The organism is Roseibium album, from assembly GCF_965233825.1.
In the GTDB taxonomy this organism is placed as follows: domain Bacteria; phylum Pseudomonadota; class Alphaproteobacteria; order Rhizobiales; family Stappiaceae; genus Roseibium; species Roseibium album.
In genome coordinates this window covers 341,111-365,973 of record NZ_OZ247583.1, presented here as the reverse complement: position 1 = coordinate 365,973, position 24,863 = coordinate 341,111, and the positions used below count along the sequence as shown (strand labels likewise).

General features: G+C 57.4%; 25 protein-coding genes. 14 read left to right on the top strand and 11 right to left on the bottom strand.

Annotation, left to right across the window (positions count from 1 at the left end):
- Positions 1–30: 30 nt before the first annotated feature.
- The 5 genes from ACO6TI_RS01690 to ACO6TI_RS01670 all read left to right on the top strand — a co-directional run bounded on the left by ACO6TI_RS01690 (position 31) and on the right by ACO6TI_RS01670 (position 3,746).
- A complete protein-coding gene (locus ACO6TI_RS01690) occupies positions 31–531 on the top strand; it encodes a DUF2937 family protein (protein WP_422384216.1) in 501 nt (166 codons plus the stop codon).
- A 104-nt stretch (positions 532–635) separates the two neighbouring features.
- Positions 636–1,526 carry a LysR family transcriptional regulator gene (locus ACO6TI_RS01685; protein WP_055114068.1) on the top strand — a complete coding sequence of 297 codons (891 nt, stop codon included), beginning with the start codon at positions 636–638 and terminating at the stop codon, positions 1,524–1,526.
- Between the two features lie 216 nt (positions 1,527–1,742).
- Positions 1,743–2,285 (top strand): TetR/AcrR family transcriptional regulator, encoded by a 543-nt coding sequence (locus ACO6TI_RS01680; protein ID WP_208992940.1) that lies wholly within the window; start codon positions 1,743–1,745, stop codon positions 2,283–2,285.
- A gap of 460 nt (positions 2,286–2,745) precedes the next feature.
- On the top strand, positions 2,746–3,252 hold the full coding sequence (gene parS / locus ACO6TI_RS01675; RefSeq protein WP_055114353.1) for a type II toxin-antitoxin system Xre/ParS family antitoxin: 507 nt from the start codon (positions 2,746–2,748) through the stop codon (positions 3,250–3,252).
- Positions 3,249–3,746, top strand: coding sequence for an RES family NAD+ phosphorylase (locus ACO6TI_RS01670; protein ID WP_029066626.1), 498 nt, complete (start codon positions 3,249–3,251; stop codon positions 3,744–3,746). The genes parS and ACO6TI_RS01670 overlap by 4 nt, the downstream gene beginning before the upstream one ends.
- Before the next feature lie 225 nt (positions 3,747–3,971).
- On the opposite strand, the gene ACO6TI_RS01665 is transcribed toward ACO6TI_RS01670, so the two are convergent.
- Positions 3,972–5,051, bottom strand: coding sequence for a Glu/Leu/Phe/Val dehydrogenase dimerization domain-containing protein (locus ACO6TI_RS01665; protein WP_422384215.1), 1,080 nt, complete (start codon positions 5,049–5,051; stop codon positions 3,972–3,974).
- Positions 5,052–5,374: 323 nt separating this feature from the next.
- On the opposite strand from ACO6TI_RS01665, the gene ACO6TI_RS01660 reads away from it, so the two are divergent.
- Entirely contained in the window at positions 5,375–7,216 is a 1,842-nt protein-coding gene (locus ACO6TI_RS01660; protein WP_422385284.1) for a DUF1007 family protein, read from the top strand.
- A 99-nt stretch (positions 7,217–7,315) separates the two neighbouring features.
- On the opposite strand, the gene ACO6TI_RS01655 is transcribed toward ACO6TI_RS01660, so the two are convergent.
- From ACO6TI_RS01655 to ACO6TI_RS01645, 3 genes are read right to left on the bottom strand one after another with little or no spacing between them, the layout of a single operon-like run.
- Complete coding sequence (locus ACO6TI_RS01655; RefSeq protein WP_422384214.1) at positions 7,316–8,074, bottom strand: gamma-glutamyl-gamma-aminobutyrate hydrolase family protein; 759 nt, start codon at positions 8,072–8,074, stop codon at positions 7,316–7,318.
- Between the two features lie 53 nt (positions 8,075–8,127).
- Positions 8,128–8,796, bottom strand: a complete 669-nt coding sequence (locus tag ACO6TI_RS01650; RefSeq protein WP_104700811.1) for a response regulator — start codon at positions 8,794–8,796, stop codon at positions 8,128–8,130.
- 4 nt (positions 8,797–8,800) lie between these two features.
- A complete protein-coding gene (locus ACO6TI_RS01645) occupies positions 8,801–10,162 on the bottom strand; it encodes a cache domain-containing protein (protein WP_196999954.1) in 1,362 nt (453 codons plus the stop codon).
- 187 nt (positions 10,163–10,349) lie between these two features.
- Here ACO6TI_RS01645 and ACO6TI_RS01640 point away from each other — a divergent pair, with 187 nt between their 5' ends.
- The 5 genes from ACO6TI_RS01640 to ACO6TI_RS01620 all read left to right on the top strand — a co-directional run bounded on the left by ACO6TI_RS01640 (position 10,350) and on the right by ACO6TI_RS01620 (position 15,782).
- On the top strand, positions 10,350–11,450 hold the full coding sequence (locus ACO6TI_RS01640) for a TRAP transporter substrate-binding protein (protein ID WP_108875831.1): 1,101 nt from the start codon (positions 10,350–10,352) through the stop codon (positions 11,448–11,450).
- A gap of 75 nt (positions 11,451–11,525) precedes the next feature.
- A complete protein-coding gene (locus ACO6TI_RS01635; RefSeq protein WP_422384213.1) occupies positions 11,526–12,008 on the top strand; it encodes a hypothetical protein in 483 nt (160 codons plus the stop codon).
- A 6-nt stretch (positions 12,009–12,014) separates the two neighbouring features.
- Positions 12,015–12,563, top strand: coding sequence for a TRAP transporter small permease subunit (locus ACO6TI_RS01630; RefSeq protein WP_422384212.1), 549 nt, complete (start codon positions 12,015–12,017; stop codon positions 12,561–12,563).
- 21 nt (positions 12,564–12,584) lie between these two features.
- A complete protein-coding gene (locus ACO6TI_RS01625; RefSeq protein WP_350185876.1) occupies positions 12,585–15,251 on the top strand; it encodes a TRAP transporter large permease in 2,667 nt (888 codons plus the stop codon).
- A 132-nt stretch (positions 15,252–15,383) separates the two neighbouring features.
- Positions 15,384–15,782 (top strand): GFA family protein, encoded by a 399-nt coding sequence (locus tag ACO6TI_RS01620; protein WP_196916699.1) that lies wholly within the window; start codon positions 15,384–15,386, stop codon positions 15,780–15,782.
- 130 nt (positions 15,783–15,912) lie between these two features.
- Here the strand turns inward: ACO6TI_RS01620 and ACO6TI_RS01615 are convergent, their stop codons facing one another.
- The 7 genes from ACO6TI_RS01615 to ACO6TI_RS01585 form a co-directional block, all read right to left on the bottom strand.
- Complete coding sequence (locus ACO6TI_RS01615) at positions 15,913–16,635, bottom strand: response regulator transcription factor (protein WP_055114349.1); 723 nt, start codon at positions 16,633–16,635, stop codon at positions 15,913–15,915.
- Positions 16,636–16,654: 19 nt separating this feature from the next.
- Entirely contained in the window at positions 16,655–18,598 is a 1,944-nt protein-coding gene (locus ACO6TI_RS01610) for a PAS-domain containing protein (RefSeq protein ID WP_422384211.1), read from the bottom strand.
- Between the two features lie 356 nt (positions 18,599–18,954).
- Entirely contained in the window at positions 18,955–19,815 is an 861-nt protein-coding gene (locus ACO6TI_RS01605; protein ID WP_209004703.1) for a crotonase/enoyl-CoA hydratase family protein, read from the bottom strand.
- Complete coding sequence (locus tag ACO6TI_RS01600) at positions 19,812–20,000, bottom strand: aldehyde dehydrogenase family protein (RefSeq protein ID WP_281929380.1); 189 nt, start codon at positions 19,998–20,000, stop codon at positions 19,812–19,814. Before ACO6TI_RS01600 ends, ACO6TI_RS01605 begins: the two co-directional genes overlap by 4 nt.
- A 259-nt stretch (positions 20,001–20,259) precedes the next feature.
- Positions 20,260–21,126, bottom strand: coding sequence for a DMT family transporter (locus ACO6TI_RS01595; RefSeq protein WP_422384210.1), 867 nt, complete (start codon positions 21,124–21,126; stop codon positions 20,260–20,262).
- 171 nt (positions 21,127–21,297) lie between these two features.
- Positions 21,298–21,474 (bottom strand): hypothetical protein, encoded by a 177-nt coding sequence (locus ACO6TI_RS01590; RefSeq protein WP_422384209.1) that lies wholly within the window; start codon positions 21,472–21,474, stop codon positions 21,298–21,300.
- The gene (locus tag ACO6TI_RS01585; protein ID WP_422384208.1) at positions 21,471–22,499 is read right to left on the bottom strand and encodes a hypothetical protein; all 1,029 of its coding nucleotides are present in this window, start codon (positions 22,497–22,499) and stop codon (positions 21,471–21,473) included. Before ACO6TI_RS01585 ends, ACO6TI_RS01590 begins: the two co-directional genes overlap by 4 nt.
- Positions 22,500–22,654: 155 nt before the next feature.
- Between ACO6TI_RS01585 and ACO6TI_RS01580 the strand changes: the two genes are divergently transcribed.
- The 3 genes from ACO6TI_RS01580 to ACO6TI_RS01570 all read left to right on the top strand — a co-directional run bounded on the left by ACO6TI_RS01580 (position 22,655) and on the right by ACO6TI_RS01570 (position 24,856).
- Entirely contained in the window at positions 22,655–23,032 is a 378-nt protein-coding gene (locus ACO6TI_RS01580) for an iron chaperone (RefSeq protein WP_055114040.1), read from the top strand.
- Positions 23,033–23,227: 195 nt separating this feature from the next.
- Positions 23,228–23,611 carry an antibiotic biosynthesis monooxygenase family protein gene (locus ACO6TI_RS01575; protein ID WP_144435910.1) on the top strand — a complete coding sequence of 128 codons (384 nt, stop codon included), beginning with the start codon at positions 23,228–23,230 and terminating at the stop codon, positions 23,609–23,611.
- Positions 23,612–24,064: 453 nt separating this feature from the next.
- Positions 24,065–24,856: a transporter substrate-binding domain-containing protein gene (locus ACO6TI_RS01570; protein WP_422384207.1), complete on the top strand. Its 792-nt coding sequence runs from the start codon at positions 24,065–24,067 to the stop codon at positions 24,854–24,856.
- Positions 24,857–24,863 lie beyond the last annotated feature (7 nt).

The window sequence follows — 24,863 nt, the reverse complement described above, 5'->3', positions numbered from 1 at the left end:
CAGGCGGGCAGGATCGGCTTGGAGGTGTCCATGGTCAGGATCATAGTGATGGTCTTCATGCTGGTGGGGGGAACGGCAACGTCTCAATTGCCGGAATTTTCCCAGCAGTACCGTCAGCGACTTGGCGGTACGATCGACGCGCTTGAACAAATTCTTGCCGATTTCAGGCGTGATGCGGCGGCGTACGGCTTGTCCGTTCCCAAGGCAATAGCGCGGCAGAAAGCCTCCGACGACCCGTTCATCAGAGCCCGCGGTGACAGCATGCAAACCGCCGACGTGCGCCTTTCGCGTCTGAGGCAACAGCAGGAACGGCTGGAAACAGCGGGGCCGCTCGAGCGGCTTGTCGTTTTTGCGCAAGGCTTTGACCGCCAGCTTGCGCAAGCGACGGCAGAGGACTACGAACCCGCGGTTCCAGTCACTTTCGCGGGCCTTTTCAGTGCCGGTATCGGCGCCCTGGCCGGTTACCTAGTCGTGAGCTTTTTCATCGGGTTGATACGTCTCGGCCGACGCCGAAAACCGGCGCGCGGCTGAGTTTGTCAACCGCAGTGCTGTCGACGTTTTTCGAGCTCTTTGACCTATAGACTCCAAATCAGGTAATGAGGCCGTAGCCAGGGCCGGAGCGGGAAGGAAACCGGATGGACGCTATCACGCGAATGCGCTGTTTCATTCAGGTCGTCGATTCCAGCGGATTTTCCGCTGCGGCGCGTGAAATGGGCCGTTCAAAGGCGCTGGTTTCAAAATATGTCGGCGAGCTTGAGGACGAGCTCGGTGTGCGTTTGTTGAACCGTACCACCCGACAGGTCTCGCTGACGGAGGTTGGCGAGGCCTACTACAAGGAAGCAGCCGAGATCCTTCAGAGGATAGACGATCTGCAGGCTTCCGTTCAATCGTCTCACCAGGAAGTCCGGGGCCGTCTGCGGGTGTCGGCGCCGCGATCCATGGAGATGCTGGACCGGGCCATGATGGAATTCGTTGTCCGTTACCCCGAAATCTATCTCGATCTCAGGCTGGAAGACCGTTTTGTTGACCTGGTCGAAGAGGGTTTCGACATAGCAGTGCGTGTTACGCAGCTGGAAGATTCCAGCCTGATCGCGCGCAAGGTCGCTCCCATTCGCACCGTGGTTTGCGCAAGTCCCCAGGCGATCGAGAAGTACGGCACTCCGAATGTTCCGTCCGATCTGGCATCTCGTCCCTGCATTATCGACACCAACTACCGCTTCAAGCAGAATTGGGCTTTCGAGGTCGATGGGGAACGGCAATCGGTTGCGGTCAAGGGTCCCGTGGAAGTAAACAGCGGGTCAGCGGCGCGTGAAGCAGCTCTCTGTCATCTGGGCTTCCTGCGAGCACCGCTGTTTTTTATCTACGAAGACATCGAAAAAGGTGATCTGAAGATAATCCTTGAGTCCTACGAAGAACCTACGCCGGGCATCTATGCGGTTTATCCGCACCGTCGGCACCTGAGCGCAAAGGTTCGCGCATTCGTGGATTTCCTTGTCGAGTGGTCTTCCAAAAATCCCGGATGCTAGAATCCATCATTGAGGAGGGCGTTTGAGCGACCCAACTCAGCGACGTATTCCGCAAGTGAATTCAAGGAATTGACTCGTGTTGCATACGACAGCACAATTCCTGTCTATTGCCAACGTGCTACTGTTCACATTGCTGGCCTTTGCCGCTTCGGGAAATGCTATCAAGTGTTCATGATAGTTTGTTTTTAAAATATAATGTATACATGCAAGTGTGTGATGATGAACGACGCTCAAAAACAAATAGCTGCAGGATTGGAGCAGGTTTTCTGGAGCCGGGGTTTCGCTGATCCCAGCGTCCCGGATCTGCGCGCCGGCGTTGGCGTGAGCATGCGGACACTCTACCGCCACTTTCCCTCCCGTGAAGCCATGATCCTCGGTGCGCTCGAATACAGGCACCAGAGATACCTTAAATATGTTCGGGAAGGGGTGTCGGAGCCGGGACTTGAAGCCGCAGTACAATTGTTTGACAAGCTGGGTGGCTGGATGCGTGTGACCCAGGGAAAAGAATGCTTCTTCCGGCAAGCTTTGGCGGCGAACCCCGACAGTACCGACATCAAGGACACGGTCAACCGTCACAAAGGCGAGCTCCTGGAATTCATGGGCATCCTGAGTGGCCATGACCAATTTGCGTCAACCCTTTACCTGCTCCATGAAGGGGTCACGGCCTGTTATGCGGAGATGGGTGAAAAAGCGGTTGAAGACGCCAAGCGGCAAGCGCGCCTGATGTTCAGGGAAGCGTCCGAAAAGCAGTTTTCCTGAAGTATCATGGCGTCCAGTCCGATCCACCGATCTGAACGGTTTGTGGCGACGGTTGCAATCCATGGCGCCGGCGAATACCTGACCTGTTTCTCGTTGTTGACACTGCGGATTTGACACTGCGGTGTTGTCGGCCTTTCGGCCTTCAGGCTCGGCGAACGACTGAAACGGACCCTGATCCCCGGACAGGCATCAGGTAAATTCATCAAGTCCGTGCCTTGAACACCGTCAATTTGTGCCGATCCGCCAACTGCAAAAATTTCGGTTGAAGTTTGCAAGATGGATGTTCGACCGATGTGCCAGCCTTTTTTTGATGGCCGAAGCCTCTTGCAAGGCTGTGTCGTGGGTTTCTGCTATCCGGGCCATCCCCGCGCACTTTCAAGATCGCAAAGAGCCTCGGCCCTTGAAATTTGGAGCGTCACGTGACATATTTAAGGCGACATGTGACGAAAGGACTGCTTTCATGACGGCGATAACCGAGACACTGGAGCCGTTCGTCCTTGCCGGTACAGCCGCGCAGGAGAACGAAGCCATCCGGGCATACCGTTTGTTGGGTGGCCGCAAAATCATGAAGCGGACCGTCCGCGATTCTCTTGATGCCCATGATGTGATCGTCAAGGGCATACCTGCGAAATCTCTGCTCTACCTCGTGGAGGGCGTTCGCGTGCTGTCGACAGGTGACGTGCTCAACAAGGCAATCGGCATCAGTATCCGTACGCTGCAGCGCCGGAAGACCGATGCGCGGCAGAAGGTTTTGTCGACCGAGCAGAGCAGCCGGGCCTGGCGTTTTGCCGAGATCATCGGTCAGGCGACTGACATCATGGGAAGCCAGGAGGCGGCCGAAGCCTGGATCCTGGAGCCCGCAATCGGGCTCAACAACAGAAAACCGATTGATCTTCTTGCGTCGGCCGCAGGCGCCGAGGCTGTCGAAAACTACCTGACGCGCCTGGAGTTCGGGGTTTATACGTGACGCCACTTCCTGCGCCTCTGGAATCGGGGGAACTTCGATTCTGGAGGCTCGATCAACAACGGCATTCGGGAAACTGGAATACCGGTGAGGGCTCCTATCGTGTTGGTGGCCGCTGGAACTCCAGGGGAATCCGGGCGGTCTACACCTCGGTGGATCCTTCGACTGCGATCATGGAGGTTGCGGTCCACAAGGGGTTCAAGGCACTTGATACTGCGCCTCATGTTCTGACGTCGGGGCGCGTGCTCGACCTGACCACCGTGCATGTGGTTTATCCGGAAGATGTTCCCAATCCCAATTGGCTGGTACCGGGAAACCATGGTCCGGGCCAGAAAGCCTATGGTGACCAGCTCTTGAGGGATCATTTGTTTTCGCTGGTTCCTTCAACGGTTTCACGGCACAGCTGGAACCTGATTTTCGACGCGGATCGTGTCGATGGCCACTACGATGATGTGCAACAGGAACGTTTCGCACTCGACCCGCGACTGCATTCATGAACGTGCGGTCGACGGCACGAAAGCGCCACCCCGTTCTCTGCCGCTCGCTGCATGATCTATTGCCGTCAGAAAGAACTTGCCGACAGTTCGAATGGTCACCGGCCAGCCAATGAAGGCTTCCAACGCCTGTTTGGGCCACGTTTCCCACAATGGTCGAAGATGGCGGGAAACACCGTCTGATACCAAATTCAATTTGCGAGCCAGGCCCAGGCCAGCGCTGCCTTGTTAATTCCGACGCGGGTTCGCGCTTGCCAGTTTCTCTTCGGCTATCTTGTCGGCTATCTTTTCAGGGGTTGTCTCTTCCCTTTTGGCGCGCTCGAATATGAGGGCCAGTGTTTCGCCAATAGCCCGGGTCTTTTCGCGAACGTGTTCATCTTTTCCGCCGGGTTCGGCCAGCGCGATCGATATGACGCCACCGGCATTGATCGCATAGTCCGGGGCATAGAGAATACCGCGTTCTTTCAAGGCGTTGCCGTCTGCCGGCGTCTGCAGCTGGTTGTTGGCGGCTCCTGCGACGATCCGTGCCTGGATCTGCGGGATCGTGCGAGCATTCAGTCCCGCGCCCAGGGCGCATGGAACAAAAATATCTGCAGCTGCCCGATGAGCTTCGGACGGATCCACCGCGTTTGCGCCGAATTCTTCGACTGCCCTGGCAACGGCTGGTGCATGAATGTCCGACACAATCAGTTTGGCGCCGGCTGCGTGCAGCTGGCGTGCGACATCATAACCGACATGGCCCAGACCCTGAACGGAAACCGTTTTGCCGTCGAGATCCCTGTTGCCGAAAACATGATGCGCCGAGGCCTTGATCCCTTCGAAAACGCCCAGTGCCGTGTAAGGCGACGGGTCGCCGAGGCCGGTAGCGCTGGTTCCGCGTACGTGGTCGGTGTGCAGCGCGACTGCTTCCATGTCTTCCGGTGAAACGCCGACATCCTCAGCGGTGATATAGGTGCCGGAAAGGCGCTCGACGTGGCGGCCGAAGGCTTCCATCATTTCAGCCGACTTTTCCTTGCGCGGGCACGCCATGATGACGGCCTTGCCGCCGCCGAGGTCAAGCCCGGCCAATGCATTCTTGTAGGTCATGCCGCGGGACAGACGCAGTGCGTCGGTGAGGGCATCGGCCGGATTTTCATAAGGCCAGACCCGGCACCCGCCAAGCGCGGGTCCCAATGTCGTGTCATGAACGGCGATTATCGCGCTCAGCCCGCTGTCCTTGTCCTTCGCAAATACTATGTTCTCGTGTTCACCCATCTCCGGGTGGTCGAAAACGGCGCTGTGGTGAACAGAAGTGTGCAAGGCGTTCATATCTGGCTCTGTCAGGTTATGGTTGTTATAAATAATTTAGTTGCTATCGGAGGAATATTGTCTCTTTTCTCCCTCAATTTGCTGTCAAATGAGAATGTATGTTCCAAGATGTCGAGCATTCTGTTTAAAACATCCCGATGCTGTTTTGCGTCGCGATACAACATCCAGCCATCATGCTGCCGTCTTCTCTGGTCAGAGAAGGCGCACCGTGCCATGTAAATTTATTACATCCGTTGAAGCAGGTGATTCCGGTGCATAGTTATCCCGCCTCCATGCAAAAGGCTGTTTTTCCGGTTTTTAGCCATCTCGTGGCCGCACTGGTGATGTTGCTGCTGGCCGTCGGTCCTGTGCTGGCGCATCCGCATGTCTTTGTTGAAGCGCGGTCAAAGCTGATGTTCGATGATCAGGGGCAGGCGGTCGCAATAAAGCATGTCTTCCGCTTTGACGATGCCTTCACTGCTTTTGCGATCCAGGGATTCGATACTAACCAGGATGGCGTCTATTCGCGGGAAGAACTTGCCGAGCTTGCCAAGGTCAATATCGAGAGCATGGCCGATTTCGGTTTTTTCACCTTTGGTGACAACACGCGCGTAGAGCTCGATTTCTCCGAACCCAACGATTACTGGCTTGAAGTGGCGAGGATCCCGATCGAAGACTATTGGGTGATGAAGCCCGAGGATTTCAAGGCTATCCAGGAAGACGTCGATCAGAATGGCGGGACCGCGCTTGAAGAGGTCGATCTGCTGGAACTGCATTTCGTATTGCCGCTCAAGGAAACCACCGACGCTGCGGCTCCCATCACGATCGATGTTTATGATCCCACCTATTACGTCGACTTCAGATTTGGCCAAGAAGCCGACGCGGTCGGCACGATCAATGCCCCGGGCACCTGTCAGGTCACACGCAAGGAGCCTCCACCGCTTGACGATGCGACGGCATATGCCCTTTCACAAATCGGAGCGGATCAAAGGGATCTGCCGCCCGAGTTGCAGTCTGCCGCCGCGTCACAGGTCAACCAGATGATCATCAACTGCGCGAATGCAGGCGCCGTTCCTGTCGTATCCGGAAACTCCGGGATCTCCGAGGGAGCGAACGAAGCCGCCGGTGCGGTGGCAACTGCGGAACAAGGTTCAACTTCAGGATCCGAACTCTCCACTGCGAATGCGACCCGCGCGGAGGATGTCGTGAGCTCGACGCAGGTTGCCGTCATAGACGGCACGGAAACTCCGGCAATAGAGACCGGAATACTCGACCAGGTGTTCGGCACGATCGCGGTCAAGCAGAAAGAATTCTACCAGAAGCTGGTGGCCAGCTTGAGGGCCTTTCGCAGCAACCCCAATGCCGGTTGGCTGTTGATCGGGCTGTCGTTTGCCTATGGCGTATTCCATGCCGCGGGGCCCGGGCACGGCAAGGCGATCATCACGTCTTATGTCGTTGCCAACAACGAGACCCTGAAAAAGGGAATAGTATTGTCCTTTGCGTCAGCTTTCGCACAAGCTGTCACGGCGATTGTTCTGGTTGGCGGGTTGGCCGTCGTCTTCAATCTCACCAGCATCGCGATCCAGGATACGGCTCGGTGGTTCGAAATCGGATCCTACGTGCTGATCTCAGCGCTGGGGGGCTGGTTGCTCTGGCAAAAGGCCCTCCGACCGTTGCTCGTGGGTGCCGCGGACCGACTTGCCGGCAATCGCCTGGCGTTGGCCGGGGCAGAGGCACAAGGCCATTCGCACGACCATGACCACCATCACCACGGCCATCACCATCATGAATTCGGCGCGGATGGTGTTTGCTCGACATGCGGTCACGCACATGCGCCGACACCGGACATGATCCAGGGTGACATCACGCTGGCCCGCGCAGCATCGATCATTCTCGCGGTGGGATTGCGACCGTGCACGGGCGCGCTGGTGGTTCTCGTTTTCGCACTGTCTCAGGGCATGATTGCGGCAGGGATTGCTTCCACGCTGGCAATGGCCGTCGGAACCGGGATTACCGTTTCGCTGCTTGCCGGACTGGCCGTTGGTGCGAAAGACCTGGCGGTCAAGCTGTTCGGCGAAGGCAGCCCGATGTCGATCAGGATCCACCGGACGATCGAAATCCTGGGCGCAGCCATCGTCTTCCTGCTTGGTGTTACCCTTCTGATCGCGACGCTGGGCTGGGGCTAGGACCAAACAGAAACTGCGAGCTATCCCGGACTTGCTCCGGGACCCGCCAGTTGATGACGTGAGATCCCGGACCGGGGCCGGGGCGTCCAACCAAACAGATTAATGACCGAGGCGCTTTTGCCGGTAGGCACGCACTGCGTTGCCGAAAGCGGCGAAAAGTTTTTTCGACGGTCCATCGGTCATTACCCAATATTCGGGATGCCACTGGGTCGCCAGCACGTAGCCCGGGCTGTCCTGAACCGACATTGCCTCGACGGTGCCGTCTGCCGCCTGGGCCTCGATGATCAAACCGTTGCCGAGGTCTCCGACAGCCTGGCGGTGCAGGGAATTGACTTCAAAGGGCTCCGCACCGATGACCGCTTCCAGGCATCCGCCGGAGGAGACTTCCACCGGGTGCGCAATACGGAACCGCTCGTCCTGCCTTTCTGAGGCCGGTGCCCGGTGATCCTTTCGCCCGCTCAGGGTCTGGATCTCGGTCAGGAGCGTGCCGCCAAGCGCCACATTGAGCTCCTGCATCCCGCGGCAAATGGCAAAGACCGGAATCCCGCGCTCTATCGCGCGTTTCAGAAGAGGCAAGGTCGTTGCGTCACGGTCTGGGTCATAGGGCCCGTTTTCTTCCGTCGGCGCCTGGCCGTAGAGCTGGGGGTTCACATTCGACCGCGAACCGGTGGCCACCACACCGTCGACCTGATCGAGTGCCGCGTCGAGATCGAGTTCAGCCCCCAGAGCGGGCAGGATCATCGGTATGGCGTCCGAGCCTTTCAAAATGGCCTGCAGATAGGTGGAGTTCACGGCGTGCCAGTTGAACCCGTCTATGGATTTTACATCGGCAGTCACCAGCACGAGCGGCTTTGTCATTGTCTGTCCTGTTATCAGGGTGATGTTCTGATGCAGATGTAGCCGAAATCTGTCTAGTCCAGCAATCCAAGTTCCTGTGCAACCCTGTAGAGCTGTGCGGCATTCCTGCTGCCGACTTTTTCCCTCAGGTTGAGGCGATGGGATTCGACCGTTCGCACACTGATGCCGAGTGCCGCTGCAACTTCCTTGTTCGGCTGGCCCTTCGCGATGGCGGTCAGGACCTGACGCTCCCGCTCGGTCAAGCCGTACGGGTCCTCGACCGGCGCAGATGCGCTTGCGCCGACCAGGGTTGGCCCGATGGCAGATGAGAAAAAATAACCGCCTGACGCAACACTGGTAATTGCGGTAATCATCTCCTGCGCCGAAATGTCCTTGAGGATGTAACCGCGGGCTCCGGCCTGGACGACGCCGCGGACATATTCCGGGTTGTCGTAGACCGACAGGATGAGCACGGCGACGTCGGGCTGGGTCTTGCGAATTTCCATGGCGGCTTCCAGACCATTCATGATGGGCATGGAAACGTCCATCAGAAGCACGTCCGGCTTGAGGTTGCGCGTCATCCGAACCGCCTCGCGCCCGTTGGTCGCCTCGCCGACCACCTCAAGTTCCGAAACTTTTTGCAGACGTGCCCTTATGCCGTCTCGGACCAGTTCGTGGTCGTCCGCAAGCAGGACCCGGATGGGTCCTCGGGAGGTTTCAGAGTGTGGAGAAGTCGAGGTCATACCGCTACGCCGCCTCCGCTGCTGCGTTGTCGAGCGGCATCTGGACCTTGATCCTTGTGCCGCCGGAAGACCGCCGGCTGAGGATAAGCTTGCCGCCGTAAGTCTCGATCCGTTCGCGCATGTTCCGGAAACCCAGTCCTCCTGCCTTGGGCAAGGGACGGGGCAGGCCAACGCCATTGTCCTCCACGCTCAGCGTGAGGCTTTGCATGCCGACTTTCAGATTGATATTGACCTTGTTTGCCTGGGAATGCCGGGCGACATTGGTCATGCATTCCTGCACCACCCGGTAAAGCGCCGTCTTGGCACCGTCGGACAGCCGGCTGTGACACTGCTCCGCATCCACATTCACCGTTATGCCGGACTGGCTCTGAATCTCCTTGCCCAGGCTGCCGAGCGCCGCGGCAAGCCCCATGTCATCCAGCACGCTGGGTCTCAGGTCCCTGGAGATCCTGCGCACTTCGGCAATGGTACCGTCCAGCGTCTTCAGGCATTTTGCAGCCTGGACCTGAAGATCGGGATCGCGTGTCGCCTCGCTGTGGATCATCTCGACACCGTAGCGAACAGAGACCAGAAGCTGCGAAATACTGTCGTGAAGCTCGGTGGAAACCCGTTTGCGTTCCTGTTCCTGGACCTGGAAAATCCGGTTGGTAAGTTCCTTCAGCTTGCTGTCGGCGAAGCGTTGTTCGGAAAAGCGCACACCGGCAATCAGGCCACCGGCAATAATGATGCCGACGAGGGTGATCAGGAAGGTCACGAGCAGGGTCTGCCGGATGCTGTGCGCAAAATCCGACCGGATCGCGGCAACCTCTCGCGCAATGTCGTCCGTGTAAAGCCCGGTGCCGAGCATCCAGTCCCACTTGTTCAACAGGATGGCGTAGCCCAGTTTTTCCTCAATGGATCCTGTCGAGGGCTTGTGCCAGACGTATTGATGAAAGCCACCACCGCTTTTCGCCGCGGTAATCAGGTTCCGGATCACGTAATCGCCGTTGTCGTCCTGAAGGTCCCACCAGTTGCCGCCGACCAGGTGAGGGAGTTTGGGATGCACGACGTTGGTGCCGTCGAGCGTATAGACGAAGAAATAGCCGTCGTAGTCGAATGTCAGGTTCTCAAGTATTTCCCTGACTTCTTCCTGTGCCGCTTCGCGTCCACCGGGCTCTTCCGCGTAGATCTGCTCAATAGAAGTCAGTGCCAGACTGACATAGTTTCTGATTTCCTGCCGCTTGGCTGCAAGGATACGCTGCTCCACGGACTGTGTTTCGGCATTGATGAGCTTGCGGGACTGGTAATAGGTCGCCCCGCCTATCAGGAAGGACACAGCGACCAGAGGCAGGATGGTAATGAATAGCAATTTGGTTTTAAAGGTCACGAAAACTGCCCTCTTGACGTGCATGTGTCCGGAAGCCGACGAACTATTGCGGAAATCTCGGTAGTACTACTGAGAATATGCGCAGAACCACGAATAGCATTCCCGCCTTTCCGTCAACTAGACATACGGCGAGATCGGTGCAAGTGTGTATTCCGGTCCGATTATTGGTCCGATTGGGAGGAAACTAATGGATCGTCGTTCGTTTATCAAAAAGGCTGGTATTGGTGCTGGCGGGATTGCAGCTGGCTCCGCACTTGCTGCACCGGCAATCGCACAGGGCACCAAGGACATGGTCATCGTGTCCACATGGCCGCGTGACTTCCCGGGTCTGGGTATTCCTGCACAGCGCCTCGCAGCCCGTATTGCCGAGCTGACAGAAGGCCGCATCAACGTTCAGTATTTTGCTGCCGGCGAGCGCGTCGGCGCATTCGACTCCTTCGACGAAGTCGCTTCCGGCAATGCACAGGCATACATTGCAGCCGACTACTACTGGAAAGGCAAGCACCCGGGTTGGGCCGCCTTTACCGCTGTTCCGTTCGGTCTGACCGTTACTGAAATGGACGCCTGGATCAAGTATGGCGGCGGCCAGGAACTCTGGGACGAGCTGGCAGGTGAATTCGGCCTGAAGAACATGGCCATGGGTAACACCGGCGTTCAGATGGGCGGCTGGTTCAACAAGGAAATCGAAACTGCCGACGACCTCAAGGGTCTGAAGATGCGTATTCCGGGTCAGGGCGGTGACGTCATGGCGAAACTCGGTGCGTCTCCGGTATCCCTGCCGGGCGGCCAGATCTATGAGAACCTTGTCTCCGGCGCTATCGATGCAACCGAGTGGGTCGGACCGTTCAACGACTACTTCATGAAGTTCTATGAAGCAGCCAAGTACTACTACTTCCCGGGTATGCATGAGCCGGGCGCAATGCTCGCGCTTGGCACCAACAAGACCTGGTGGGACAGCCTCGACAAGGTCGATCAGGCGATCATCACTGCGGCTTGTGCGGAAGAAAACGCCAACACAATGGCGGAAACAAACGCCAACAACGGTGTCTATCTCAACCGTCTGATCAACGAGCATGGTGTTGAGCTTCGTGAGTTCAACGACGAGATCTACGACGCCTTTGGTGAAGCGGCTGCAGAAGTTCTGGAAGAAGCGATGGATCATTCCCCGCTTGCCAAGAAGATCTTCGAAAGCTTCGTCAATGCTCGCCAGGAGATCGGCAGCTGGATGGCGATATCGGATGTCGCATATTCCAACAAGCGTAACCGCGTTCTGGGAATTCCTTCCTAAGCGGAGCTTGGTGACAAAGGGACGGGAGCAATCCTGTCCCTCTTTCATTTACAAGACTAAAAAGGCATAGCCACGATGACGGCCTTGGACACGGTTCAAGACGGCTCGCCTGCCATGAAACCCGGTGATACGATCAATCCCGACGGTGCCCGCATCTTCCGCCTCTTTGGCTGGATCATTCTGGCGGTCATGGCAGCGTTTCTGCTTAACAACTACCTGACATATTGGCAGAACCTGCCAGGTATCAATCCGATTTTCGGTGGGCCGGCAAACGGATCCCTGCCGATACTCTGGTCCTGGCTCCAGCTGGCGATTTACGCCGCTTTCGTGTTGTGGGCGATTGCCTATGTGATGCGAAATCAAAACACGCTGCGCCAAGACAGCGAGCGCATCAACAATCTGAATACCTTTCTCATTCGGGCAGCCTTCTTTTCGGTCCTGATCGTCGGCCTTGTGGACAGTGCAATCTCCTTCATGCGTATTGAGGAATTGCTGCCCAGCCTTGTCGGCCAGGAACTCGCAGACGATCTCGGCAGGTCCAGGTTCCGCGGCGCCTAAGTGCACATGCCGCTGATCGGTCTTTCGGTGGTCCTTGCAGCAGTCACCCGGGGTGTGTTGGGCTTTCCATGGCTGGCCCTTCTGGTTGTCGTTGCCGAACTGCTGATTGTGATCGGGCGCTTCGTCTTTTCCTACGAACAGGCGTTCCTGGCCGACCTCGTGCGCTTCTGGTACGCGGCGCTGTTCCTGTTCGCCAGTGCCTACACGTTGCGCGAAGAAGGGCACGTGCGTGTCGATGTCTTCTACGCAGGCATGGCCACCAAAACGAAGGGTTACGTGAACGCGGTCGGTTCCATGATCCTCGGCATGAGCCTTTGTGCCGTTATTCTGATTATCGGCATGGGGGGCAAGCAGAACATCATCAACAGCCCGATCCTGTCGTATGAAGTGACGCAGGCCGGTTTCGGCCTATACGTGAAATACCTCATGGCCGGTTTCCTGGGTGTGTTCGCGGTTACCATGATGATCCAGTTCGTGGCCTATTTCCTGGACGCGATTGCAGATATTCGCGGTGAACCCGGCGGCCGGGACCACGAAAACCATCCAGTCAATTAACGCCCGGCGAGATCTTCTGAAATGGAACTCTTTTTCCTTCTTCTACTTGTTCTCCTGATGGCGTTCGCGCTCGGGTCAGGATTTCCGGTCGCCTTTGCGCTGCCGGGGTCAGCCATCCTGACCATCGGCATCGCGGCCGGTTCAGGATATCTATTTTCCGGAGACATGGACGCCTTCTTTGCCCACGGTGGGCCGGGGCAATGGCTCAGCGCAGGCGTCACCAATTTCCGGGGAATTTACTGGGAGGCCGAACGTGACACGCTGATTGCCATTCCGCTGTTCGTCTTCATGGGGATCATGTTGCAGCGTTCCAAGATCGCTGAGGATCTCCTGGTCACGATGGCCAGACTGTTCGGTCCGGTACCAGGCGGTCTCGGCATTTCCGTGGTGTTCGTCGGAGCGCTGCTCGCCGCAACGACCGGTATTGTGGGCGCCACCGTCGTGGCGATGGGGCTTATCTCCCTGCCGGCCATGTTGCGCAACAACTATTCTGTTCCCCTGGCAACCGGAACCATCGCGGCATCGGGAACGCTGGGACAGATCATTCCGCCTTCCATCGTCCTCATCATTCTTGCCGACCAGCTGGCCAGTGCAGTTGATCAGGCTGGTTCACTTCGGACGACGCTCTACAAGGCCAGCACCGGCGAACTTTCCATGCCGTCGGACTTTTCCGTCGTGTCGACAAGTGCCGGCGAAATGTTTCTCGGTGCATTCCTTCCGGGTCTTGTCCTGGTCGGCCTCTACATGCTGTTCATTCTCGGCTTTGCGCTGATGAACCCGAAAGCCGCCCCAGCGGTGCATCAAGAGGGTACCTTTACCCGCAAGTTCGCGGTCAAGGTGGTCATCACCCTCGTCCCGCCGCTGGCGCTGATCTTCCTCGTCCTGGGGTCGATCATTGCCGGTATCGCGACGGTCAACCAGGCCGGTGCGATCGGGGCAGTTGGTGCCATGATCATGGCCGGTTACCGTCTGCGCGAAGGAGAACGCGGCGCCTATTCACCCGCGATCCTGTCGATCGTTGCTCTGCTCGGCCTCGCCATGGTCATCAGTTTCATCGGCGCGGTGAATATCAAGCTGATCGAAACAAGCCAGGATGTTCTGGGTCTTGTTCTTGCACTCATTGCGGTTTCTCTGCTTCTCATCGCGATTTTCTGGTCCGGCTGGCGGACGTTGAAGCTGGAAGACACCCTGCGTGGGGTGATGATCGAGACAGCCAAGACGACGTCGCTTGTTTTCATCATTCTTCTCGGCGCAGCAATGCTGACATCGGCGTTCCGCGCCTTCGGTGGCGAGGAACTGGTCAAGGACTTCCTGCAAGGTTTGCCGGGTGGCTTCTGGGCGCAGTTCCTGATCGTCATGCTGGTGATCTTCATCCTCGGCTTCTTTCTCGACTTCATCGAGATTGCCGTGGTCGTAGTACCGATCGTGGCGCCGATCCTGCTGTCCGACCCGTCCGCAAACGTGACTGCCGTCTGGCTCGGCGTAATGATCGGCCTCAACATACAGACGTCATTCCTGACGCCTCCATTCGGCTTTGCGTTGTTTTATCTTCGCGGTGTTGCGCCGGCGGTGGTCAAGACCATTGACATGTACAAGGGGGTTATTGCCTTCATCGCCCTGCAGTTGGTGGCGCTCGGCATCGTCGGTTTCTATCCGCAGCTGGTGAACTATCTGCCAAACCGGTCGACGCTTCTGTCCGAAACCGCGCCGCCACCGAAGAACCCGCGACTGCAATATTGCATGGAAACGCTCGTCTACGAAGACTTCCAGCAAAACGGCAGCAGCATTCTGGCAGCTATCGACAAGGCCGCAGGCATCGATATCAGCTATCTTCCCGAGGACCTGCAGGACGATCTTGCCGAAGGATTTGAAAAGGCACGCGAAGCGCTTCCGATGATGCAAGCGATCCGCGAGGCTGAAATTCAGGTCGCGGCAGCTGCAGGGGACTTCAAGCCGGTTCACGTGGACGTGCGTGCACTGGAACGGGATGCCCGCCGGATCGATCAGCGGATCGAGGAACTTCAGGTGATCGTGGACCGCTCCGGCGAGGGGGCCGTCTATACTGCGGAACAAGGCGCACGTGCGCAGGCCCGTATCGAAGGTCTGAAAGTGGAACACGATGCGATCCTGGCCAACATTCCCGAAAACTGGGATGAGGTCTACGGCGCGTTCGCAAAGATACAGAAGACGGAAACCACTGCGCGCCAGACCTACCGAAGGACTACGGACCAGGCCTATGAACCGGTTCTGGAACTGAAGGCAATCCTGGCTGATGCCCCGAAGGTTGCAGAATTCGGACCTCAACTTGAAGCGCTGAAAGAACAGGTTGCACAGCTCGAACCGGAAGCAGCCGTCGAGGCAATTGCCGCAATGCGGTCAACGGTCGGCGAAGCTGAAGGGACGAGCGATATCCGCAAGGGCCTGACGGAGGCACGGAAGATCATGCGCAGCCGTCAACCGAATGCGGAAGAAGCGATTGTCGAAATCGACAATTCGATCGCAGCGCTGCAGACCGATCTCGCCTGGCGCCAGAAGGCTGCGGATCAACTGCTGCCGGTTCTTGAAGAGTATGACGCTGCGATCGTCAACAATGTCGGTCTCCGGCAGCAAAGCAGGCTGCCGAACGACATGGCGCTCGACGTTGCTGCGTGCCTGTCCGATCACAGGGATATTTCGCTGAGCTTCTAAAGCGGAACAGATTGCGTAGACTGAAGGCGGGAGGAGTGATCCTCTCGCCTTTTTTGATTCCGGCATCCACTCGCAATACGCTGATCACTTGTGACTCATTCGACAAACGGGTGAACTGACAGGGGGATGAAGATGAACCGGACCGGAAACTGTCTGTGCGGACAGGTAACGTTCACCGCCGAAGCATTGCCGCGCCTGCAGGCCTGCCATTGCTCGATGTGCCGGAAATGGGTAGGCGGGCCGTTCATGGCCGTGCCATGCACGAACTCCAAATTCGAGGGGCCGGTTCAGCGTTATGCATCATCGGAAGGATTTGAACGCGGGTTTTGCTCGGTCTGTGGCTCAAGTATCTTCTTTCACCCGATCGACAGCGACCTTCACGGCATTCCGATCGGTCTGTTTGACGACCCGTCGGGGTTGCCGTTCAAGGCCGAATTCTTCATCGACCAAAAACCCGATTGCTACACGTTTGCAGATGAGACGAGGAAGATGACCGGTGAAGAGTTCGACCAGAAGTTCCGAAACGGTTGATTGGACCAACCGTTGAACAAGATCGGATGTGCGATCGTGCCAGCCTGTTCGGGTCCCAAGATCTGACGTTGTTCCGGATGATGAAGTCCGGGGCAAGTTCAGAAACTGGAAAGTGCACCGGGTCGAAGTCTCAACTCCATTTCACGTCGCAGGTCAGCATATAGCCTGACCCGTAGATCGTGCGGATATGGGCGGGCCCGTCCTTGCGGTTGAGCTTCTTGCGGATGCGCGAAATCCGGACGTCAATTGAGCGGTCCAGGCTTTCGTCGCGGCCACCGTGTTCCAGTAGATAATCCCGCGTCAGCACCCGCTTCGGAGCTCTGAGGAGCGCTTCAAGCAACGTCGCTTCGCCCGTGGACAGAAAGGTCTCCTCCCCTTCTGGGGAGGCAAGACTGTGGGATGCAGGCCGGTAGATCCAACCTTCGAACCGGGCTGTTTCGATCATGTTCTGCGAGGGAACCTGATCTAGCGAACGGCGCAGGATCGAGCGTATCCGGGCAACAACTTCACGCGGATCGAAAGGTTTGACCACATAGTCATCCGCACCCAGCTCAAGCCCCATGACCCGGTCCGTTGAATGACCGCGTGCCGACAAAACGATGATCGGAACGGAGGACTTCCTGCGGATTTCATTGATCAGGGCCATGCCCTCCATGTCCGGAAGGCCGAGGTCGACGATGCATGCGTCGGGTGTTCGACTTCCAAGCGCGGCCAGCATGGAAGCCGCAGTCGAAAATACTTCGCCGGTCATGTCGAACTGCGACATGGCATCCTGCAACAACTGACCGATTTCAGGCTCGTCATCAACGATAAAGACGGTCAGTTTCGCTGGCTGTGCGGGGCGTGTCTGCAAGGCAATCCTCACGTGTCGTTCAAATGGCGCGGGAGAGAATTTTCTGGAGCGTGTCGGCCAGTTGATCATCTGCAAAGGGTTTCGCCAAGACCGGAAATTCACATTCCCGGTCCTGACCGGAGAGACCGGACCAGTCGGCATAGCCGGACATGAGTGCAATGCCGAGATCCTGCCGCTGCCGGCGGATTTCCCGTGCCAGGGCCAGTCCGTTTGTCTGGCCCGGCATGATGATGTCGCTGAGAACGCCCTTGAGCTCCGGCAATTCGAGCGCGAGACTTCTGGCGTCTTCTGCACTTTCGGCCCTCAGCACGGCATAACCAAGATTTTGCAGTTGGTCGGTCACGGCGTTGGCCACATCGGGATCGTCCTCGACAAGCAGCAAGAGTTCACCCTTGCCACGTTGCAGGTCGCTTTCGCCGGCTGTTACCGCTTCACGCGTCCGAGCCAGTGCGATCCGGTGGTATGGGAGGTAGAGCGTAAGGCAGGTTCCTATGCCCAACTTGCTGTCGACCGTAATGGCTCCTCCGGACTGATGAATGAATCCGTAGACCATGGACAGCCCGAGGCCGCTTCCGGTGCCAAAGGTTTTTGTCGTGAAAAATGGTTCGAAAATCTTGAGCCGGGTTTCCTCATCCATGCCGGCACCGGTATCGGCAACGGTGATCTGTGCATACCGGCCAACAGGAACACCAAGGTCATCCGCTGCCCTTTTTTCCAGATTGATTTCGCTCAGGACAAATTTCAATGTCCCGCCCTCCGGCATGGCATCGCGCGCGTTGAAGGCGAGATTGATCAGGGCGGTTTCCATTTGTGTCGGGTCGATCCGCGCGCCGATGCTGCGGTCCGGCATCTCGGCCTCCAGAACAATGGCCGACGGCAGAGATCCCTCCAGGAGGCTGCCGGCATTGGATACAAGTTGCGCAAGCGGCACCGTTTGCGGGTCGATCGCCTTGCCGCGGCTGAAGGCCAGAAGACGCTGGATCAGGTCTGATCCGCGTTTTGTCGCCTCCAGCATCGGCGTCAGCTTTTTGTCCAGCTCCGCCTTGTCGAGCGGGGGTTCGAGCCGGCTGACACTCAGCAGATTACCCATCAGGATCGCCAGCAGATTGTTGAAATCGTGGGCAAGGCCGCCGGTCAGTTTGCCGACGGCGTCCATCCGTTGGGACTGTACCAGGGTCGCTTCGGCCTGCTTCTGGTCCGTCGCGTCCAGCGACAGAACAAATATGCCGAGCGTGCGGCCGTCGGCCGTCATGTCAGGGATCAGCGTGGAGCGCATGTAGGCTTTCGTTCCATCGGGTCGTTTGCGCTCGTATTCATAGCTGACCGCATTGCCCTTGAAGGCATGGTCGATATGCGGCTCCAGTTCGGCAAAGAGATCGGCGCCGACCACATCCGCTGCCGCCCGTCCGGCAATGGAGGCAACCGACTGACCGAACCAGTCGGCATAGCGCCTGTTGGCAAAGCGGAAAATCGGGCCGGGTGACACATAGGCAATCAGCGCTGGAATATTGTCGGTGACCAGGCGCAGCCAGTCTTCGGATTGCTGCAGGGCGCGGGTACGTTCTTCCACCGTGCGCTCCAGCTTTTCCTGGCGGCGGCGCTCCTCGGTGACGTCGGAATAGATGGTGACAAATCCGCCTTGCGGAAGCGGTGTGCCTGACACGGCGATAATCTGGCCGTTGGGCCGGACTCGCTCGAAATAATGTGGTTCGAACAGTTTGGCGCGCTCGATCCGCCGGCCAATCTTGCCTTCAATGTCGCCAGGCCCGTATTCGCCGCGTTCTGCGTTCACCCGTATGAAGGCTTCCAGATGAGAGCCGCGCCGGATGATTTCCGGCGGCATGTCGAGCATGTCCGACAGGCCCCGGTTCCACGCGACCAGCCTGAGGTCGCTGTCGAACACGGTAAAACCCTGATTGATATGGTCCAGCGCTGCCTGCATCAGATCAAGCTGCGCCTTCAATTGCCGTGACTCCTCCATGACCGCGAGATTAGATCAAAATGCGGGCAGACTGAACCGGTGATGCATAGTCCGAAGGGAGAAGGGGCATTGAACTCTGAAAAGGGGACCTACTGAGCCTGAAGCGGCTTTGCGCACTTAAGTCCGTCAAATTGCCGATGCGTCGCCAGATTTCAAAACCGGGTCGTTGTCGCAAGGCTTGCGAGCGACCCAGGTGCGGTTGAAGACGTTGGTCACACCAAATACCGTGTGCAACCGCAATGGAGACAGACCATTTTTCAGATCCTTGCTCCCGTGCCTTTGGTTTCCATCACGTCACGGCGGTTGTCTCTGATACTGGTTCACGCGGCCAAACCGCATCAACCGTTTTCGTCAAATGGACTGTTTGTCGTCCAGTTGAAAGTACCGTCGTCCCGTTCCTTTACCGCCTGTTTCCAGCCAACTTCTTCAACTCGGGCCTTGAAGTTCAAGCCTTCCGGCGAATGACGTGTGATGCCGTCGAAGACGGTCGCGAGGCGTTGTGTCTGGTTGATTTTCTCTTCCACGGCTGAATTTATCACCATCTTCTGCATGGCCAATTGATTGATCGGCACCGTTGCCACGCGTGCGGCCAACGCCTCGACCTGGTCGTCCAGTTGATCGTCGGGCACCGATTTCAGCACCAGTCCCATCTCCGCAGCCTCGACGCCTGTGATCCTGTCTCCGGTAAACATCATCCGCTTGGCCTTTTCCGGTCCCAGACGATGCACCCACATGGCGGTCGTGGGGCACCCCCAGACACGGGTCGGCATATAGCCGATCAGCGCGGTGTCTCCCATGATGGTGAGGTCCGCACAAAGCGCAATATCCGAGCCGCCCGCCACGGCAAAGCCATGCACTTTGCAGATTACGGGTTTCATCGCCCGGAAGAGCGACATGAAGCTTTGCGTGTTGGACCACATGAACTGGAAATCCTGCATCGGGTCCCAGGGCATGTTCTGCACCGCTTTGTTGGGGCCGTTGCCTTCTGCATAATGTGCCAGATCGTAGCCTGAGCAAAACGCCTTGCCCGCACCAGACAGAACCATCACGTGCACGCTCGGGTCTGAATCGGCCCGCGCCACTGTAGCGGCCAACTCGCGTGGCAAGTCGTCGTCGATGGCATTCATGACCTCTGGCCGGTTCAGCGTGATCCGCCCGATGCGACCGTCTTTTTCGAATAGAACTTTGGCCAATTTCACCCCCAATCGCTTACGGCTTTCACCTCCAGGTATTCTTCCAACTCCGAGATGCCACCGTCGCAGCCATTGCCGGATTGTTTCATACCGCCGAAGGGTGATCCAGCTCCGCCGAACTTACCATTCATTTCGGCCATTCCTTGACCAAAGTGCCGGGCAACCCTGCAAACGCGAGGCTTGTCGCTGATCTGAATGTAGTTTGCACGCTTAAATCCGGCCGCCCGCCTGATCCACCAGCAACAGGCGTCGTCTGTTTATGTGTTCCGCTCTTGACCGGTTTCTTGATCTGTTGCCTGAGAGCATAGCGTGACCAGCCACGGTTGCCGGGGCCTCATTCAATTTGAGGGCTTTTACGTTGTCAGAATGTCTTCTGACGGAAGCTGCGGATTTGGACGGGCCGGGAACCGAGCATCAAGAGATGCAAGCCGCCGTTCGCCCGGTGGTCCTTTACCGCCTCACGACCAGAACCAGTCCTCCTGCCACGATCAGCGCCGCGCCGGCGATTGTTGCCGGGCTCGGTAATTCGGCAAATGCGAGGTACCCGACGAGGGCGGTGCCGACGAGTTCGACATAGACAAGCGGGGCCAGTGTCGAAGCATCGGACCAGCGGAAGGCGAAGATCGTCAGCAGGTGGCAGAAGCTTGAAAAGAAGCCGAGTGCCAGGAAGAACAGAAGCGTGCCGGAGGTCGGCAAGGCAGCGGTGGCGACAGCCTGTGGACTGAGCAGCACCGTGCCGACAATGCATTGAAAGACGAGCGTCCGGACAGGGTCGCTGTGCTGTGACGCACGGCGGGTGGCGATCAGGTAGAGCGCGAACAGGAACCCAGCGGCGAAAGCAAGCAGTATGCCGCGTTCCATGCCACCGGCCGGTTGCAGGATGATCAGCGCTCCGGCCATTCCAAGGGCGAGGCTTGCGGTCTTTCTGAGTGTCAAGCGTTCCCGGAAAAGGAGTACAGACAGGATAACGGCGATGATCGGTCCGACGAAATAAGCGCTAAGTGCCAGTGCCAGCGGGATTTCCGAAATGGCGAGGAAGTAGGACGTCATAGCGGCGACGAGAAATAGCGTGCGCATGAAATGAGCACCCAGGTGCTCGCGCGGGAACATGCGCCATCCGTAGAGCCAGATTGCCAGCGGCAAGACAAGACAGCTGGCAACGGCATAGCGCGCCCAGCTTATGAAAAACGGCGAATAGGTCTCGCTCAGGTATTTGGCAGTGCCGTCCACCAGCGGAATAAGCAGCATGGCAAGCGCCATAAACGCAATGCCATGGTGATCCGGCAAAATCCTCGTGCCCACTTTGTTGCTCTGCATAGCTCCGGGTCCGGCCTCAGGCGGTTCCTCAAAAGCGGCAGTTAAATGACTTTTGGGGCCGGTTGCCAGCTGATGATCTGCATGGCGGGTATACGGATCGGTTCGTCCGTTCCGGTGGTGCGGCGCCGATGTCGGGTCATTCAATCTTTTCTGTATTGGAAAGAGTTCCGCTCAAGATCTGATATAGGCCGCCTGTTTTCCAACCGCAAAAAGGGGGTACTTGCCGCGATCCGGCTTGCATTTGTCAACGAAGACGAATTTCTGCAGCTTGTGATCCACGAATTCGCACAGGCTCACGAGGCTGTCTCCATCGCGATCAAGAAAGGCAACCGTGTCCGGGAGGGTCAATTCTTGTCGAGGTAATCGTCCACAACAACATTGCAGTTCCAGCCAAGTGCGTTGCCCCAAAAGCCGATCTGACCCTGACAATAGTCCAGAATGAACTCCCTGCGGAACGTCTTGAAGAACCGGTCACCAAGGCCCCAGTAGAAGTCGAGTTCGTTGAATTCAACGTCCTTGATCGTGAAGTCACCGATCTTGAACTCTCCCTTGTCGCAAAAGGAGCCGGCCGCGATCTTCTGATCGAAGCGGCGCATGCATTCAGTTTGAAGGGACGGTGATTCCGCGCCAAGACAGGACTGGTAGTAGGCCTGGATATTGCGTCGGTGGCGCAAGCGGCACTCGGTGTAATCGTGTTCACGGTAATTGTAGATGCGCTTGTGCATGGACGCAAAGACGCTGTGCACGGAATGGCCCGATGACTTGGTCAGGAAATAGGTCGGGCAGAACCTGGACTCCTTCAAAAATCGCTCTCGGGCCTTTTCCGCCTTTCCGGGTTGTGCTTCCAGGTAGGGGCTGAAGCCGTCCAGGCTGACAAAGAGATTGAAATGCGGGTCGATCGCCCGTTTCCGGGCATCACTCGCATCGCGCGGAAACCTGACCTCGCACTTGGTCGTCTCAAGTATTTCCCTTGCCATCGCGTCGTGATGATTGTTCCAGTCAGTCAACGCAGCGTTGTAGACGGCATAGAAATCGTTGAAGGCGGAAACGCTGTCGTCGGCAATGTATTTGATGATCCGCTGGGTCTGGCGACGCCGCTCCCGCAGTCTTGTGTCATAGACGGCTCTAGCCGCGGCAAAAGCCTCGTCACCATCCTTGGGGCTGGAGATGAAGGCGGTATGTTGGGCGTTGTAGGTCTGAATGTTCTTCTTCACGATCAGGTCGCCGAAAACAGCACCGATCAGGATCGTAATCACCGATGTGATGATGAGGTTCTTGTATGGATTTCCGGTAGACGGCCTGGCAGCGCTGGTCCTGTTTTTCCTGCGCTTCGATCTGGAAATCCTGTTTCGAACAGTCCTTGTGCCTGCCATCCGGCACTCCCCCGCCATACACAAACTACGTAGGGGAATATACAACGCGGCCAAAACCTGAGGGCTAGCTACCAAAAATTGCAACCGGGTTGCAATTGTGAAGGACTGTCACTGCAGGCAGGAAATCAGGTACGCTCCACGACAGGAGATCGGCGATGCAGTATGACGTAAAAACACCGGACGAATATCTTCAGAAGATCGAAGACGATTGGCGGCGGACCAGTCTGTTGCAGCTTCGCGCGCTCATCCTCGCCGCTGCACCGGATGTCGTCGAAAGCATTCATTACAAGATGCTGGGATATGCACTCGACGGCGACTTTGTATTTCATCTCAACGCGCAGCGGAACTATGTGAGCCTTTATGCGGGCGATGCTGCCCGTATTGATCCGGAAGGTGCCCTTTTGAAAGGACTGAGCGTCGGCAAGGGGTGCGTGCGGTTTTCCAAATCGAAATCCGTGACGGACAGCCGGATCGTCGAATTCATCGAGCGCGCAGTCGTTCTGAAACGGCAGGGTATCGATTTCAGTTGCTGACAGGCTCGGTGATGGAAGCTCGCGGTTCTTGCGCGTCCTGTTCCCGCGCAGGCAACAAGGGACTTCCGTGCAGGGCGTATGCGTATCGTTTCCGGTCGCTGCCGAACGGTCCTGGATTTCTCTGCAGGTTATTGTTCTCATCGGCGAACTGAAAGTGCAACAGAACTCGCAGCCGGCGGATTGAAGGAGAGCAGGATGATCATCTGCATATTCGGCGTGACGTACCGGGACGACATCGACTGGGATCTTCACAAGCGCATCAGCGACGACATGGCCCATGCGGTCGCCGCGATGCCCGGCTTCATTTCACTGAAATTCTACAAGGCAGACGATGGCGATCAGATCGGGATTGTCCGCTTCAGAACCCGGGAAGACCTCAAGAGCTGGCGCGATGACATTGCCCATCGCGGCGCGTGGGGGCATGCGCCTAAGCTTTATCATGAGTTCTGGGTCCAGAACTCAGAAACATTCGACGATTACGTCTGGATTGACGGGGTTCATCACGACAAGGACCAGAGCGATCGTTTCCAGATGACCAGGGATGAGGTTCTCGACGTCTTGTCGACCGACCGTTCCTGACGTTTTTTCTGACCTGCCAACACCGCGATTGCGTTGACGCTAAGAAGTGAACTTCAGTTACGCAGGTGTTTCAGGGCGTGGCTGGCTGCATTCCTGGAGCGGCAATTCGCCTGCAGGTTCTGCTCTCGCCAGTGGCATGTGATTTCAGGCAACCGTTTCGTCCTGGACCTATACTCCTGCGCCAGGCTTTGGTGTGACGTTCCGCGAGATTGAGACAGACAGGATTGTTCCGCGAAAAGGGGGCATTCAGTGCTTCCTGCCGCAGCAGCGCGGTCAGTTGTCGCCGTGAGATGGCCAGCGTAATGGTGTGCAATAGTAAATTGTTGACAATCTACAATAAGAGAGTTTTTATGAAGCGACATGAGCGCTTCAAACACTGCGCCGCTTGACGAGAAGGGGAACCACGAGATGAAATTGAACCGTCGAACAGTTCTGACTCTGACGGGAGCCACGATGGCTTCTGCATTGATCGCAGGCGGAACGCCGGTCCTGGCCGCAGGATCTCTGGAAGATATAAAGGAACGCGGGAAACTGCGTGTCGGCGTGACCCAAGCGCCGCCCTGGTACTCGAAAGATCCCTCAACGGGCGAATGGGCTTCCGGGGTCGGTGTATCTGCCGGCAAGGCCATGGCAGAGACGCTCGGGGTCGAATTCGAACCTGTCGAAGTCACCTGGGGAACCGCGGTCGCGGCGCTGCAAAGCAACAAGATCGACGTCATGTTCGTACTGGACGCGACGGATGAACGGAAAAAGGCTGCCAGTTTCCCGGACTCGCCGCTGCTTTATTACTCTCTCGCCGTACTTGCGAAGGACGACGTGCCGGTGACTTCCTGGGAAGATCTCAACAAGGCCGATATCAAGATTGCCGTCCCCCAGGCGACCAGCATGGACAAGTTTCTGACCGAAAATGTCGGTGCTGCCGATATCCAGCGCTTCCCGGGCAACACGGAGGCGATTGCCGCTTTCCAGTCCGGACGGGTTGATGCGGTTTGCCTGTTTCATCCGCCCCTGATTGCGGCCCGCCAGAAACTGGGAAGGGGCAAGATCGTGGTTCCCTCACCTGTCAAGTCAAATCCGACCAGCGCGGCCGTGCGCAAGGGCGATACCGAATTCGTTGAATTCGTCGACGCCCAGCTCGCGGACTACTACCAGTCTGGAAAAATCCAGACCTGGTACGAGGAATTCCTGACCGGTTTCGGTCTCGACCCCAAATCCGCGCCGCCGATTATCAAGGAACTTCTCTGAGGCTCTC